General features: G+C 61.2%; 10 protein-coding genes and 1 pseudogene. 1 reads left to right on the top strand and 10 read right to left on the bottom strand.

Features of this window, described 5'->3' with window-relative positions:
- Positions 1-385 precede the first annotated feature (385 nt).
- The 10 genes and pseudogenes from gcvT to arcD (QF039_RS21680) all read right to left on the bottom strand — a co-directional run bounded on the left by gcvT (position 386) and on the right by arcD (QF039_RS21680) (position 13,676).
- A complete protein-coding gene (gene gcvT, locus QF039_RS21725; protein ID WP_307520626.1) occupies positions 386-1,510 on the bottom strand; it encodes a glycine cleavage system aminomethyltransferase GcvT in 1,125 nt (374 codons plus the stop codon).
- A gap of 39 nt (positions 1,511-1,549) precedes the next feature.
- Positions 1,550-2,926, bottom strand: coding sequence for an L-serine ammonia-lyase (locus QF039_RS21720; RefSeq protein WP_307520623.1), 1,377 nt, complete (start codon positions 2,924-2,926; stop codon positions 1,550-1,552).
- 141 nt (positions 2,927-3,067) lie between these two features.
- Positions 3,068-5,915 (bottom strand): annotated as a pseudogene (gene gcvP / locus QF039_RS21715) (aminomethyl-transferring glycine dehydrogenase).
- A 10-nt stretch (positions 5,916-5,925) separates the two neighbouring features.
- Positions 5,926-6,309, bottom strand: coding sequence for a glycine cleavage system protein GcvH (gcvH, locus tag QF039_RS21710; RefSeq protein ID WP_003220049.1), 384 nt, complete (start codon positions 6,307-6,309; stop codon positions 5,926-5,928).
- 402 nt (positions 6,310-6,711) lie between these two features.
- Entirely contained in the window at positions 6,712-8,220 is a 1,509-nt protein-coding gene (locus QF039_RS21705) for a sigma-54-dependent transcriptional regulator (RefSeq protein ID WP_087692648.1), read from the bottom strand.
- A 184-nt stretch (positions 8,221-8,404) separates the two neighbouring features.
- A complete protein-coding gene (locus QF039_RS21700) occupies positions 8,405-8,767 on the bottom strand; it encodes a DUF5064 family protein (protein ID WP_307520620.1) in 363 nt (120 codons plus the stop codon).
- A gap of 18 nt (positions 8,768-8,785) precedes the next feature.
- Positions 8,786-9,715: a carbamate kinase gene (arcC, locus tag QF039_RS21695; protein WP_307520617.1), complete on the bottom strand. Its 930-nt coding sequence runs from the start codon at positions 9,713-9,715 to the stop codon at positions 8,786-8,788.
- A gap of 172 nt (positions 9,716-9,887) precedes the next feature.
- The gene (locus tag QF039_RS21690) at positions 9,888-10,898 is read right to left on the bottom strand and encodes an ornithine carbamoyltransferase (protein WP_003220053.1); all 1,011 of its coding nucleotides are present in this window, start codon (positions 10,896-10,898) and stop codon (positions 9,888-9,890) included.
- A 69-nt stretch (positions 10,899-10,967) separates the two neighbouring features.
- Positions 10,968-12,224, bottom strand: coding sequence for an arginine deiminase (arcA, locus tag QF039_RS21685; RefSeq protein ID WP_003220054.1), 1,257 nt, complete (start codon positions 12,222-12,224; stop codon positions 10,968-10,970).
- Positions 12,225-12,248: 24 nt separating this feature from the next.
- A complete protein-coding gene (gene arcD, locus QF039_RS21680) occupies positions 12,249-13,676 on the bottom strand; it encodes an arginine-ornithine antiporter (protein WP_003220056.1) in 1,428 nt (475 codons plus the stop codon).
- A 413-nt stretch (positions 13,677-14,089) separates the two neighbouring features.
- Here arcD (QF039_RS21680) and arcD (QF039_RS21675) point away from each other — a divergent pair, with 413 nt between their 5' ends.
- A complete protein-coding gene (gene arcD / locus QF039_RS21675; protein WP_307520614.1) occupies positions 14,090-15,517 on the top strand; it encodes an arginine-ornithine antiporter in 1,428 nt (475 codons plus the stop codon).
- Position 15,518: the final 1 nt, after the last annotated feature.

The raw sequence follows: 15,518 nt of genomic DNA, 5'->3' as shown, positions 1-15,518 counted from the left end.
TATTTCCTTGACGCAAAAAAATTAATGACAGCCCCTTTCACATGAAAGAGTACTGGGCTGGGTTGCAGGAAAGTAAGAGACGTCGAACGGGTTGTAGCAAACTTTGGCTACTGCCCAGGTCCAGGTTCAAAGCGACCCATGCAAACACAGTGGGCAAACTCTACGCCAACTAATACAGAAAAAACAAGCCCCGGCAAAACCCCAGGTTTTGCTCGGCCTCGTTACACTTCTGTCCACAATGTGGAACGCGTTTATTCGATAGAATTCGTCACTTGTTATAGGTGACTGAACATAACATTGACTATCGTCAATGCACTTTAATGTGGCGGTTGCGTTACAGATTAGTGCACGTTAACGCAACCGCGTTACTTATAGGAACAGTCAATCAACCACGGTAGTAACGTTGTGGCACGAATGGCATTTTACTTACACGTAGTGGCACCTTTTTCCCACGTACCAACGCAGATACTTCGGTATCCAGTGCGATGAAAGCGCTGTCCAGATAACCCATGGCCAGCGGGCCGCCCAGGCTCGGGCCAAAACCGCCGCTGCAGACGCTGCCGATCACGGTGCCATGTTCGTCGACGATTTCTGCGCCTTCACGGACCGGCGTGCGTTCCTGTGGCAACAGGCCTACGCGTTTGCGGCTGACGCCGGTTTGTTGCTGGGTGAAGATCGCATCGGCGCCCGGGAAGCCACCGGCGCGTGCGCCATCAGCACGACGGGCCTTGGAAATTGCCCACAACAGGCTGGCTTCAATCGGCGTGGTCTCGGTGTTCATGTCATGGCCATAAAGGCACAGGCCGGCTTCCAGGCGCAGGGAGTCGCGGGCGCCCAGGCCGATGGCCTGTACTTCGGTTTCGGCCAGCAGGCTGCGGGCCAGGGCCTCGGCGTTCGCGGCCGGTACCGAGATTTCGAAGCCGTCTTCGCCGGTGTAGCCCGAGCGGCTGACGTAGCAGTCCACGCCCAGCAGGCGGGTCGGTGCGAATTGCATGAAGGTCATGTGCTTGACCTCCGGCGCCAGGCGCGCCAGCACGCTGACGGCAGCCGGGCCTTGCAGGGCCAGCAGGGCGCGTTCCTCGAACAGTGGCTCGATGGTGCACTGGTCACCGATGTGCTGGCGCAGGTGGGCCAGGTCCTGGTCCTTGCAGGCGGCGTTGACCACCAGGAACAGTTCGTCGTTACCCAGGTTGGCGACCATCAGGTCATCGAGGATGCCGCCTTGCTCGTTGGTGAACATCGCACAACGCTGCATGCCCACCGGCAGGTCGATGATGTCCACCGGCACCAGGGTTTCCAGGGCCTTGGCGGCACCGGCACCGGTCAGGCGGATCTGGCCCATGTGCGACACATCGAACAACCCGGCTTGTTCACGGGTGTGCAGGTGTTCTTTCATCACGCCCAGCGGGTATTGCACCGGCATGTCGTAGCCGGCGAAGGGCACCATGCGTGCGCCCAGTTCGATGTGCAGGGCGTGCAACGGGGTTTTCAACAGGGTTTCGGTGGACATATTCAGCTCCTGAAAAACGTGCGGACGCGCTTATAGGCGTCAGCACTCGATAATGTTGACCGCCAAACCGCCACGGGCGGTTTCCTTGTATTTGCTTTTCATGTCGGCGCCGGTCTGGCGCATGGTGCGGATGACCTTGTCGAGGGACACGAAGTGTTGCCCGTCGCCGCGCAGGGCCATGCGCACCGCATTGATGGCCTTGACCGAACCCATGGCGTTGCGCTCGATGCAGGGCACCTGCACCAAGCCGCCGATGGGGTCGCAGGTCAGGCCGAGGTTGTGTTCCATGCCGATCTCGGCGGCGTTTTCTACCTGGGAAACCGTACCGCCCAACACTTCGCAAAGGGCACCGGCAGCCATGGAACAGGCCACGCCGACTTCCCCCTGGCAGCCGACTTCGGCGCCGGAGATCGAGGCGTTTTCCTTGTACAGAATGCCGATGGCTGCGGCGGTGAGCAGGAAGCGCACCACTCCGTCTTCGCTGGCCCCCGGGATAAAGCGCATGTAGTAGTGCAACACCGCCGGCACAATCCCGGCCGCACCGTTGGTGGGCGCCGTCACCACGCGCCCGCCATTGGCGTTTTCTTCGTTGACCGCCAGGGCGTACAGGTTGACCCAGTCCAGCACCGACAGCGGGTCGCGCAGCGCCGATTCCGGGTTCTTGCACAGTTGGCGATGCAACGCGGCGGCGCGGCGCTTGACCTTCAGCCCTCCCGGCAAAATCCCTTCGTTGCGACAGCCCGCGTCCACGCAGTCCTGCATCACCTGCCAGATCTTCAGCAGGCCGGCGCGGGTTTCCGCTTCCGGGCGCCAGGCGCTTTCATTGGTCAGCATCACCTGGCTGATGGACAGCCCATAGGTGGCGCAATGGCCGAGCAAGTCCTTGGCACTTTTGAACGGGAACGTCAGGGGCGTGGCGTCTTCGACAATCCGGTCGTGGCCGGCGGCGTCTTCATCCACCACAAACCCGCCGCCCACCGAGTAGTACTCGCGGCTGCGAATCTGCAAGCCGGCGGCGTCGAAGGCGCGGAAGATCATGCCGTTGGGATGATAGGGCAGGGGTTTGCGAATCATCACCAGGTGTTCTTTCTCGTTGAACGCAATGCTGTGTTCGCCGAGCAGGTTCAAGCGTGCGTTGCCGCGAATTTCCAACAGGCGGGCGGCAACGGTTTCGGTGTTCACAGTATCCGGGTGCTCGCCTTCCAGGCCCAACAATACGGCCTTGTCACTGCCGTGGCCTTTGCCGGTGGCGCCGAGTGAGCCGTAGAGCTCCACCTTGACGCAGGTGGTGGCGCCCAGCAGGTTGTCGCGCTTCAGTCCCTCGACGAATCGAGCGGCAGCGCGCATCGGGCCGACGGTGTGAGAGCTGGAGGGGCCGATGCCAATCTTGAACAGGTCGAACACGCTTAAAGACATGGTTGTTCTCCGGTTTCTTATTATTGATCGGATGTACTCGGTCCAATGTGGGAGCGGGCTTGCTCGCGAAAGCGGTGGGTCAGTCACCAGATGTATCAACTGACACTCCGCATTCGCGAGCAAGCCCGCTCCCACATCAGGTTACGCGTAGCTTTCGATCGACGGGCAAGCGCACACCAGGTTGCGATCGCCAAACACGTTGTCGACCCGGCCAACCGGCGGCCAGTACTTGGCTTCGATCAACGACGCCACCGGGTACACCGCTTGTTCACGGCTGTATGGGTGGCTCCATTCGCCAACCAGTTCCGCGGCAGTGTGTGGCGCGTTTTTCAGCGGGTTGTCGTCCTTGTCCAGCGAGCCATTTTCCACCGCGCGGATTTCTTCGCGGATGGCGATCATCGCGTCGCAGAAGCGGTCCAGTTCTTCCCTGGACTCGCTTTCGGTCGGCTCGATCATCAAGGTGCCGGCCACCGGGAACGACATGGTCGGCGCATGGAAACCAAAGTCGATCAGACGCTTGGCCACGTCATCCACGCTGATGCCGCTGCTGTCTTTCAACGGGCGCAGGTCGAGGATGCATTCGTGGGCCACCAGGCCATTGCTGCCGGTGTACAGCACGGGATAGTGCTCTTCCAGGCGGCGGGAAATGTAGTTGGCATTCAAAATCGCCAACTGCGAAGCGCGCTTGAGGCCCGCGCCGCCCATCATGCTGATGTACATCCAGGTGATCGGCAGGATGCTCGCGCTGCCGAACGGTGCGGCGCAGACCGCGCCTTCCTTGCGTTCCATCGCGGCATGGCCGGGCAGGAACGGCGTCAGGTGGGATTTGACGCCAATCGGGCCGACGCCCGGGCCGCCACCACCGTGGGGAATGCAGAAGGTCTTGTGCAGGTTCAGGTGGGATACATCGCCGCCGAACTTGCCCGGGGCGCAGAGGCCGACCATCGCGTTCATGTTGGCGCCGTCGATGTACACCTGGCCGCCGTTGTCGTGAATGATCCCGCAGATTTCGCGGATGCCTTCTTCGAACACGCCGTGGGTGGACGGGTAGGTGATCATCAGCGCAGCGAGGTGCTCGCGGTGCTCGATGGCCTTGGCACGCAGGTCTTCGATGTCGACGTTACCGCGTGCATCGCAGGCGGTGACCACGACGCGCATGCCGGCCATGTTGGCGGTGGCCGGGTTGGTGCCGTGGGCCGACGACGGGATCAGGCAGATATCGCGGCGTTCTTCGCCACGGCTCTGGTGATAGGCACGGATGGCCAGCAGGCCGGCGTATTCGCCCTGGGAACCGGCGTTCGGTGTGCAGGGAAATCGCGTCGTAACCGGTGGCCGCGCAGAGCATGGCTTCCAGTTCGGTCGTCAGTTGCTGGTAGCCGGCGCTTTGCGAGGCCGGGGCGAACGGGTGCAGGGCACCGAACTCGGCCCAGGTCACCGGGATCATTTCGCTGGCGGCGTTGAGCTTCATGGTGCACGAGCCCAGCGGGATCATGGTGCGATCCAGGGCCAGGTCCTTGTCGGCCAGTTTGCGCAGGTAGCGCATCAGCTCGGTTTCGGAGTGGTAACGGTTGAACACCGGGTGGCTGAGGATCGGCGACTGGCGCAGCAGCGCGGCCGGCAGGGTGCTTTCAACGCTGGCAGCCAATGCGGCGAAGTCCGGCAGGGCTTTACCGCCGGCGAACACGCTCCACAGGGTTTCGATGTCGGCTTGGGAGGTGGTTTCGTCGACCGACAGGCCAACGCGTTCGCCGTCGACCACACGCAGGTTGATGCGCTGGGCGCGAGCCTTGTCGTGCAGGGCAGCAGTTTGCGCGCCGGTCTTGATGGTCAGGGTGTCGAAGAAGTGGGCTTGTTCAACCGCCAGGCCCAATACGCCCAAGCCTTTGGCGAAGATCGCGGTCAGGTGGTGAATGCGGTTGGCGATCTGGGTCAGGCCTTTCGGGCCGTGGTACACGGCATACATGCTGGCGATGTTGGCGAGCAATACCTGGGCGGTGCAGATATTGCTGGTGGCCTTCTCGCGGCGGATATGTTGCTCGCGGGTCTGCATGGCCAGGCGCAGGGCCGGCTTGCCGAAACGGTCCACGGAGACGCCGACCAGACGGCCCGGCATGTCGCGCTTGAACGCATCCTTGGTGGAGAAGTACGCCGCATGCGGGCCACCGAAGCCCAGCGGAACGCCGAAGCGTTGCGCGCTGCCGATGGCCACGTCGGCGCCGAACTCACCCGGCGGGGTCAGCAGGGTCAGGGCCAGCAGGTCGGCGGCCACGGCCACCAGCGCATTGGCGGCGTGGAAGCGCTCGGTCAGTTCGCGGTAGTCGAACACGTCACCGTTGCTCGCCGGGTATTGCAGCAGGGCGCCGAAGAAGGCGCTGACGTCGGTCAGTTCACGCTCGTCGCCCACCACCACGTCGATGCCCAGTGGCTCGGCACGGGTGCGCAGTACGTCGAGGGTTTGCGGGTGGCTGTGCACGGAGGCGAAGAACGCGTTGCTGCCTTTGTTCTTGCTCAGGCGTTTGCAGAAGGTCATGGCTTCGGCAGCGGCGGTGGCTTCGTCCAACAGCGAGGCGTTGGCGATCGGCAGGCCGGTGAGGTCGCTGATCAGCGTCTGGAAGTTCAGCAGCGACTCCAGGCGGCCCTGGGAAATCTCCGGCTGATACGGCGTGTAGGCGGTGTACCAGGCCGGGTTTTCCAGCAGGTTGCGCAGGATCGGCGACGGTGTGTGGCAGTTGTAGTAGCCCTGGCCGATGTAGGTCTTGAACAGCTCGTTCTTGGCGGCAATCGCCTTGATCGAAGCCAGTGCGTCGGCCTCGCTCAAGCCATCGCTCATGCCCAGTACGGCGGTGCCCTTGATGCTCTCCGGGATCACGCTGGCGCTCAAGGCTTCCAGGGAATCAAAGCCCAGGGTGGCGAGCATGTGTTGCTCGTCGTCCTGGCGCGGGCCGATGTGGCGGGCGATGAATTCGTTGGCGGTGGTCAGATTAGTCATGGCGCGCTCCTCAGGCTTCAGCGTTGGCTTTGATCAGGCGGTCATACGCATCCTGATCCAACAGCTTAGCTACTGCGTCGGCATCAGCCGGTTTAAAGCGGAAGAACCAGCCTTCGCCCATCGGGTCTTCGTTGACCAGCTCGGGGCTGCCGTCCAGCTTGTCGTTTACTTCGAGGACTTCGCCGTCCAATGGCATGTATACGCCGCTGGCGGCCTTGACCGATTCAACGGTGGAGGCTTCTGCCCCTTTGTCGTAGGACTGCAGCTCAGGCAGTTGCACGAAAACCACATCACCCAGCGCGTTCTGCGCAAAAGCGGTAATGCCCACGGTCACGCTGCCGTCGGCTTCGGCGCGCAGCCATTCGTGATCTTCAGTAAAGCGCAACTCGCTCATGGAAACTCCTCAGGGCCAGATTCGTCTGGTGGACGGGATTGGAATAATGGGGAGTTGCTTAGCAAAATTGCGGCCAATGTTTTTTTATCGTTATAAAACAATTGGTTACTGATTATGGCAGGTGATGTTCGGAAGGTGGTTGTAGCGATATCGCTACAGCTGGACCGTTGAAAAAAAGACTATGAGGATCAAAGCCTTGCATGGCGACGCCTACGACGGTGTGTATCGATATCATTCCACTGTAGCGCTTTCAGTACGGGCGGAGGTCGCTTTTGAGGGCGCCGTAGATCAAATGTGGGAGCGGGCTTGCTCGCGAAAGCGGTATGTCAGTGCCGAATGTATTGACTGACCCAACGCATTCGCGAGCAAGCCCGCTCCCACATGTTGATCGCGTGCAGTCAGTCAGGGCTTGTTGGGAATACCGTACTTGCGCAGGCGATGGGCAATGGCGGTGTGGGAGGTTTGCAGGCGGCTGGCCAGCTGGCGAGTGGACGGGTAACTGGTATACAGCTTCTCCAGCAACCCGCGCTCGAAGTCTTCCACCGCCTGCTCCAGGCTGTCGACTTCACCATCGTTCTGCCGCGCCACCGAGGTGCCGGCGATGTCCAGGTCGCCGATGTCCACCAGGCTGCTTTCGCAAATGGCCGCGGCGCGGAAGATCACGTTCTGCAACTGGCGCACGTTGCCCGGCCAGCGGTTGCCCAGCAGCGCCGGGTAGGTGCCCGGCGCCAGGCGGCAGACCGGGCGCTGGATCTGCGCGCAGGCCTGCTGCATGAAGTAGCGGGCCAGCAGCAGGATGTCCTGGCCGCGCTCGCGCAGGGGCGGCACTTCGACGTTGAGCACGTTGAGGCGGTAGAACAGGTCTTCGCGGAAGGTGCCTTCGCTGACCATCTTTTCCAGGTCGCGGTGGGTGGCGCTGAGGATCCGCACATTGACCTTCACCTCACGGTCGCCGCCTACCCGGCGGAAGCTGCCGTCGTTGAGAAACCGCAGCAGCTTGGCCTGCAAGTACGGTGACATCTCGCCGATCTCGTCGAGGAACACCGTGCCCTGGTTCGCCAGTTCCATCAGCCCCGGCTTGCCGCCGCGCTGGGCACCGGTGAAGGCGCCGGGGGCGTAGCCGAACAGTTCGCTCTCGGCCAGGTTCTCCGGCAGCGCCGCGCAGTTCAGGGCCAGGAACGGCGCGCTGTGGCGCGCGCTGATGGCGTGGCAGGCACGGGCCACCAGCTCCTTGCCGGTGCCGGTCTCGCCCTGGATCAACAACGGTGCATCCAGCGCCGCCACCCGTTGCGCCCGCGCCTTGAGGGTGCGAATCGCCGGGGACTCGCCCAACAACGCGTCGAAACCTTCGGCGTGGTCATGGTGCAGCGCCGACAGTTGTTCGCCGATGCGGTTGGGTTGGTACAGGGTCAGCAGGGCGCCGGCGTCGGTGATCGGCGTGGCGTCCAGCAGCAGGGTCTGGCCGTTGACGCTGATTTCCCGCAGGGCCAGGCGAAAGCCGTGTTCCAGCAGGGTGGCCAGCAGGGTTGGGTCGTCGAACAGTTCGTTGATGCTTTCCCCGGCGGGTTCGCGACCGTACAAGGCGATCAGCGCCGGGTTGGCCAGCAGGATCTTGCCGGCGCTGTCCAGGGCCAGTACCGGGTCGGTCATGGCGGCGAGCAGGGCATCGAGTTGCAGGTGCTGGCGCTGGCCGGGGAGGATGTCGACCACGGTCACGGCTTGCACGCCGCGCACGCTGAACAGTGCATCACGCAGCTCTTCCAGTACCTCGGCGCTCAAGGTTGGCGCGTCGATGTAGACGTTGGGCGGAACCATTTCCACCGCATCCAGGTTCAGATTGCGCCCACCGAGCAAGGCCAGGACTTCCTGGGTGATGCCGACGCGGTCGATGAAGCTGACGTGGATACGCATGGGGCTGTTTTTGGTTCTGGCGAGCGAGAGGTGGCAAGTATGCCTTGGAGAAGATGGAGATCAAAATGTGGGAGCGGGCTTGCTCGCGAATGCGGTGTGTCAGTCACCGGATGTATCAGCTGATACACCGCATTCGCGAGCAAGCCCGCTCCCACATTTGATAGTTGGTGCCTGGGAAATCAGGTTATTCGAGGTGTTCGGGTTTGATCGGGTCGCCCGGCTTCACATCCAGCTGATGGCGCACATCCTCAAACATCAAATCGTACTGCTTGTGCATCTGGCCATTGAGCACGGCAATCTTCGGCATGCCGTACTTCTGCGCGATGTTCATCGCCTGCCGGGCGAAGTCGAACGACTGGTCCTTGGGCAGGAAGAACTCTTCCTTGAGCTCCTTGCCCTGCACCGTGCCGTGCATCTTGAAGAGCATTCCCTTGCCTTCCTTTGGGTCCTGGCTGACTTCGTAGTCGATGCACAGGTTGTAGCTGTAGTCATCCTTGTTCAGCGCGTGGCGTTCGATGTGCAGGTGACCAGGTTCAAAGGTAGCCATAGGCGTTTCTCCTCTACTTCACAGGTAGGTGATGCCAGGTTTTGCGGTACTGATGCGGGTGCCGGCGCTGCCCTGGACGATCGCTTCGATGTCCGAGAGTGAACCGATCACTGCGGTTTTTCCAGTCTGGCGGGCGAACTCGCAGGCGGCCTGTACCTTGGGCCCCATGGAGCCGGCAGCGAAGCCGAGCTTTTCGATTTCGTCCGGGTGCGCCTGGCCGATGGCTTTCTGGGTGGGTTTGCCGAAGTCGATAAATGCCGCATTGACGTCGGTGGCGATCACCAGCAAATCGGCGTCCAGTTGCCCGGCCAGCAACGAGGAGCACAGGTCTTTGTCGATCACGGCTTCAATGCCCTTGAGCTTGCCGTCTTCGCCATACATCGTCGGAATCCCGCCGCCGCCGGCGCAGATCACGATGCTGCCTTTTTCCAGCAACCACTGGATCGGGCGGATTTCAAAGATCCGCTTTGGCCGTGGGCTGGCCACTACGCGGCGATACTTGTCGCCATCGGGGGCAATCGCCCAGCCTTTTTCAGCGGCGAGTTTTTCCGCTTCGGCTTTGGAGTACACCGGGCCGATGGGTTTGGTCGGGTTCTGGAAGGCCGGGTCCTTGGCGTCGACTTCGACCTGGGTCAGCAGCGTGGCGAACGGCACTTCGAAGTCCAGCAGGTTGCCCAGTTCCTGTTCGATGATGTAGCCGATCATGCCTTCGGTTTCGGCTCCCAACACATCCAGCGGGTAAGGTGAAACCTGGGTGTAGGCGGCAGCCTGCAGCGACAGCAGGCCCACTTGCGGGCCATTGCCGTGGGCAATCACCAGCTCGTTGCCTTTGTGGATCTTGGCGATCTGTTTGGTGGCGATACGGATATTGGCCCGTTGATTGTCTGCGGTCATGGGTTCACCACGGCGCAGAAGGGCGTTGCCGCCCAGTGCAACGACGATACGCATATAAGGTTGTCCTTCCAGAATCCAGCGTTGTGAACACCGGGCCAAATGTGGGAGCGGGCTTGCTCGCGAAAGCGGTGTGTCGGTGAAAAATATAGCGACTGGCACGCCGCCTTCGCGAGCAAGCCCGCTCCCACATTTTGGACCGCGTATCAAAAGTGGGAGCGGTATTGGTTTAGATATCCGCCAGCGCCGACACCAGGATCGCCTTGATGGTGTGCATGCGGTTTTCCGCCTGTTCAAAGGCAATGTTGGCCGGGGACTCAAACACTTCTTCGGTCACTTCCACGCCATTGGCCAGGTTCGGATAACGCGCGGCGATGTCCTTGCCGACCTTGGTCTCGCTGTTGTGGAACGCCGGCAGGCAGTGCATGAATTTCACCCGTGGGTTGCCCGAGGCCTTCATCATCTTGGCGTTGACCTGGTACGGCAGCAGTTGCTCGATGCGCTCGTCCCACGCTTCCACCGGTTCGCCCATGGACACCCAGATATCGGTGTGGATGAAGTCCACGCCTTTCACCGCTTCCTTCGGGTCTTCGGTGATGGTGATGCGCGCGCCGCTTTCCTCGGCAAATGCCTGGCACTGCTTGATGAAATCAGCATGGGGCCACAGGGCTTTCGGTGCGCCGATGCGCACGTCCATGCCCAGCTTGGCGCCAATCATCAGCAGCGAGTTGCCCATGTTGTAGCGCGCGTCGCCCAGGTAGGCGTAGCTGATGTCATGCAGCGGCTTGTCGCTGTGCTCGCGCATGGTCAGGGTGTCGGCGATCATCTGGGTGGGGTGGAATTCAGCGGTCAGGCCGTTGAACACCGGCACACCGGCGAACTTGGCCAGTTCTTCGACGATTTCCTGTTCAAAGCCACGGTACTCGATGGCATCGAACATCCGGCCGAGGACGCGGGCGGTGTCCTTCATGCTTTCCTTGTGGCCGATCTGCGACGACACCGGGTCGATGTAGGTGACGTGGGCACCCTGGTCATGGGCCGCCACTTCGAACGCGCAACGGGTGCGGGTCGAGGTTTTTTCGAAGATCAGCGCGATGTTTTTGCCCTTCAGGTGCGGACGCTCGGTGCCGGTGTATTTGGCGCGCTTGAGGTCGCGGGACAGGTCCAGCAGGTAGTGCAGCTCGCGGGTGGTGTGGTGCATCAGCGACAGCAGGCTGCGGTTGCGCATATTAAAAGCCATGGTGGATCTCCTTCTGTTTAGGTTATCCCCCTGGCCGGCGCCTTATGAGCGGCGGCCAGGGTTTGAATATCAGTAGTCGATTGGGTCGCGAATGATCGGGCAGGTCATGCAGTGGCCGCCGCCACGGCCACGGCCGAGTTCACCGGCGCTGATGGTGATGACTTCCACACCGGCCTTGCGCAGCAAGGTGTTGGTGTAGGTGTTGCGGTCGTAACCGATCACCACGCCAGGCTCCACGGCCACTACGTTGTTGCCGTCATCCCACTGCTCGCGCTCGGCGGCGAAGCTGTTGCCGCCGGTTTCCACCACACGCAGGGCCTTGAGGTTCAGGGCGGCGGCGACGGTGTCGAGGAAGTTGGTTTTTTCGCGCTGGATGTCGATGCCGCCGGGCTTGGTCTCGTCCGGGCGCAGGGTGAAGGCGACGATCTGGTTGACCACCTCCGGGAAGATCGTGACCAGGTCGCGGTCGCAGAAGCTGAACACGGTGTCGAGGTGCATCGCCGCGCGGGATTTCGGCAGGCCGGCGACGATCACACGCTCCACGGCCTTGTGCTTGAACAGGTTCAGGGCGAGTTGGCCGATGGCCTGGCGCGAGGAACGCTCGCCCATGCCGATCAACACCACGCCGTTACCAATCGGCATCACGTCGCCGCCTTCCAGGGTGGCGTTGCCGTGTTCCTGGTCAGGGTCGCCGTACCACACCTGGAAGTCCGCGTTGGTGAACTCGGGGTGGAATTTGTAGATGGCGCTGGCCAGCAGGGTTTCCTGGCGTCGCGCCGGCCAGTACATCGGGTTCAGCGTCACGCCACCGTAGATCCAGCAGGTGGTGTCGCGGGTGAACTGGGTGTTGGGCAGCGGCGGCAGGATGAAGCTTGAGTGGCCGAGGAAATCGCGGAACATCTCGATGGTCTTGCCACCGAAACTGCTCGGCAGGTCATCGGCCGACACGCCACCGATCAGGTACTCGGCGACCTTGCGCGGCTCCAGGCTGCGCAGCCACGAGCTGACCTCATTGACCAGCCCCAGGCCCACCTGGTTGGCGGTGATCTTGCGCTCCAGGATCCAGTCCAGCGCTTCGGGGATGGCGACGATGTCGGTCAGCAGGTTGTGCATTTCCAGCACATCGATGTCGCGCTCGCGCATCTTGGTCACGAAGTCGAAGTGGTCGCGCTTGGCCTGGGCTACCCACAGCACGTCATCGAACAGCAGTTCATCGCAGTTGTTTGGGGTCAGCCGCTGGTGGGCCAAACCTGGGGAGCACACCATGACTTTGCGCAGTTTGCCGGCTTCGGAATGTACGCCGTACTTCACTTTTTCCGTGGTCATTACAGATCCTCCAGTGAACAATGATTACAGGGTCAGGAAGCCGGAGTAGAGGCCATAGCCCGCCACGAGGGCGCCTATGACGACTGCGGCGAAAATCAGCTTCTCGACGTTGGTGAAAATCGGTTTGCCCAGTTCATGCTTGGCCATGGCGAACAGGATCACGCCAGGGGCGTAGAGCAGGGCGGACAGCAACAGGTACTTGGTGCCACCGGCGTACAGCAGCCAGACCGCGTAGATCAACGCGATGGCGCCGATCAGCAGGTCTTTCCTGCGTTCGCCCGGGGCGCTTTCATAGGTTTCACCGCGCACCGCCAGCAGCAGTGCATAGGCCGCCGACCACAGGTAAGGCACCAGGATCATCGAGGTGGCGAGGTAGATCAGCGACAGGTAAGTGCTGGCCGAGAACAGCGTGATCACCAGGAAAATCTGCACCATGGCGTTGGTCAGCCACAGGGCGTTGGCCGGCACGTGGTTGGCGTTTTCCTTACGCAGGAACTCCGGCATGGTGTGGTCCTTGGCGGCGGCGAACATGATCTCCGCACACAGCAGCACCCACGACAGCAGCGCCCCCAGCAAGGAAATGATCAAGCCGACGCTGATCAATACCGCGCCCCAGTGACCCACCACGTGCTCCAGCACGGCGGCCATCGACGGGTTTTGCAGCTTGGCCAGTTCCGGTTGGGTCATGATCCCCAGGGACAGCACGTTCACCAGCATCAGGAACAGCAGCACGGTGATAAAACCAATCACCGTGGCCTTGCCGACGTCGGAGCGTTTTTCGGCGCGGGACGAGAAGATGCTTGCGCCCTCAATGCCGATGAACACCCAGACGGTGACCAGCATCATGTTGCGCACCTGGTTCATCACGCTGCCCAGGTCCGGGTTTTTCACGCCCCAGATGTCGGCGGTGAAGATGTCCAGCTTGAACGCGAAGAGCGCGATCAACACAAACAGCACCAGTGGCACCACTTTGGCGATGGTGGTCACCAGGTTGATGAACGCGGCTTCCTTGATCCCGCGCAGTACCAGGAAGTGCACGGCCCACAGCAGCACCGACGCGCCGATCACCGCCGCCGGGGTGTTGCCTTCGCCGAAGATGGGGAAGAAGTAACCGAGGGTGCTGAACAGCAGCACGAAATAGCCGACGTTGCCCAACCAGGCACTGATCCAGTAACCCCAGGCGGATGAGAAACCCATGTAGTCGCCAAACCCGGCCTTGGCGTAGGCATAGACCCCGCCGTCGAGGTCGGGCTTGCGATTGGCCAGGGTCTGGAACACGAACGCCAGGGTCAACATGCCCACGGCGGTGATCACCCAACCAATCAGTACCGCGCCGACATCGGCGCTGGCCGCCATGTTTTGCGGCAGTGAGAAGATCCCGCCACCAATCATTGAACCCACGACAAGTGCAACCAGTGCGCCGAGTCGAAGTTTTCCGGGAGATTCAGACATCGCATGACTCCAATGCAGGAGAAGAGAGACCACAGAATAAATCCGTGCGCTAATCAAACAGCTGACTCAGATCACTTCATTGGCACATTCCATTGTGAATTAATGACTTATGATGAAAGGTACGGGCGCTCAAGTGCCTCGCAGAGGCTCGTCGTAGAGCGGTTCTGCGTTTCAAACAACAGGTTTTCTCATTAGCATGGACCTTTGAAGCTAGCCCGTATTTACAGATATGCAAACCTTTACAGCGCAGCGTTATTTAAATTATAAATTTGCCTTAACGCTGTTTATTGTCATGCCTTTAAGTTATGAAGCAGGCGCCTTTATTGGCTATATCTAATAAACGCCGCGCCGGCTTAATAAATTAGTTGAGTGCACAGTTGTTGGCTCAATGGTTGTTTTGTTCAGGAGTATTCATGTCCCAATCCTCGGAAAAGCTGCGCCTCAATGCCTTGGTCGCCCTGGTGGTGGGCTCGATGATCGGCGGCGGGATTTTCTCGTTGCCGCAGAACATGGCGGCGCGGGCCGAGGTAGGCGCGGTGTTGATTGGCTGGGGCATTACCGCCGTGGGCATGCTGACCCTGGCCTTTGTGTTCCAGACCCTGGCCAACCGCAAGCCTGAACTGGATTCCGGCGTATACGCGTACGCCAAGGCCGGGTTCGGCGACTACATGGGTTTCTCGTCGGCCTGGGGCTACTGGATCAGTGCCTGGATGGGCAACGTCGGTTACTTCGTGTTGCTATTCAGTACCCTCGGCTACTTTTTTCCGGTGTTCGGCCAGGGCAATACCCCGGTGGCGATTGGCTGCGCGTCGGTGTTGCTGTGGGCGGTGCATTTTTTGGTGATGCGCGGGATCAAGGAGGCGGCGTTCATCAACCAGATCACCACCGTGGCCAAGATCGTGCCGTTGGTGATGTTTATCGTGATCGCCGCCGTGGCATTCAAGGCCGATATCTTTACCCGGGATATCTGGGGCCTGAGTAATCCGAATTTCGGCGGCGTGGTGGATCAGGTGCGCAACATGATGCTGGTCACGGTGTTTGTGTTTATCGGCATCGAGGGCGCCAGTGTCTACTCGGCGCGGGCCGAGAAACGCTCGGACGTGGGCCGGGCCACGGTCATCGGTTTCCTGGGGGTGTTGGCGCTGCTGGTATTGGTCAACCTGCTGTCGCTCGGGATCATGAGCCAGCCGGAACTGGCCAACCTGCAAAACCCGTCCCTGGCCGGGGTGCTGGAACATATCGTTGGCCCGTGGGGCGCGCTGTTGATCAGCATCGGCCTGGCGGTTTCGCTGTTGGGCGCGCTGCTGTCGTGGGCATTGCTCTGCGCCGAAATCCTCTACGCCACCGCCCATGACAAGACCATGCCGGCGTTCCTGAAAAAGGAAAACGTCAACCAGGTGCCGGTCAATGCGCTGTGGCTGACCAATGTGATGATCCAGCTGTTCCTGGTGATCACGCTGTTTTCGGAAAGTACCTACACCACCCTGATCTACCTGGCGTCGTCGATGATCCTCGTGCCCTATCTGTGGTCGGCGGCGTATGCGGTGCTGTTGAGCGGCCGCGGTGAAACCTACGAAGGCGCCCATGGCGAACGCACCAAGGACCTGCTGGTGAGCCTGATCGCCCTGGCCTATGCGGTGTGGCTGCTCTACGCCGGTGGCCTGAAGTACTTGCTGCTGTCGGCGCTGCTGTATGCACCGGGCGTGATCCTGTTTGCCCTGGCCAAGCGCGAGCAGGGCCAACCCTTGTTTACCCATCTGGAAAAAGGCATTTTCGCCTGCGTGATCGCCGGGGCGAGCCTGGCGGCGTATGGGTTGTACAGCGGGGTATTGTCGTTGTGAG

The sequence above is a fragment of the Pseudomonas sp. W2I6 genome, from assembly GCF_030815935.1.
GTDB lineage: Bacteria > Pseudomonadota > Gammaproteobacteria > Pseudomonadales > Pseudomonadaceae > Aquipseudomonas.
The sequence above is the reverse complement of the archived record's forward strand: the minus strand, read 5'-3'. Positions and strand labels throughout refer to the sequence as shown.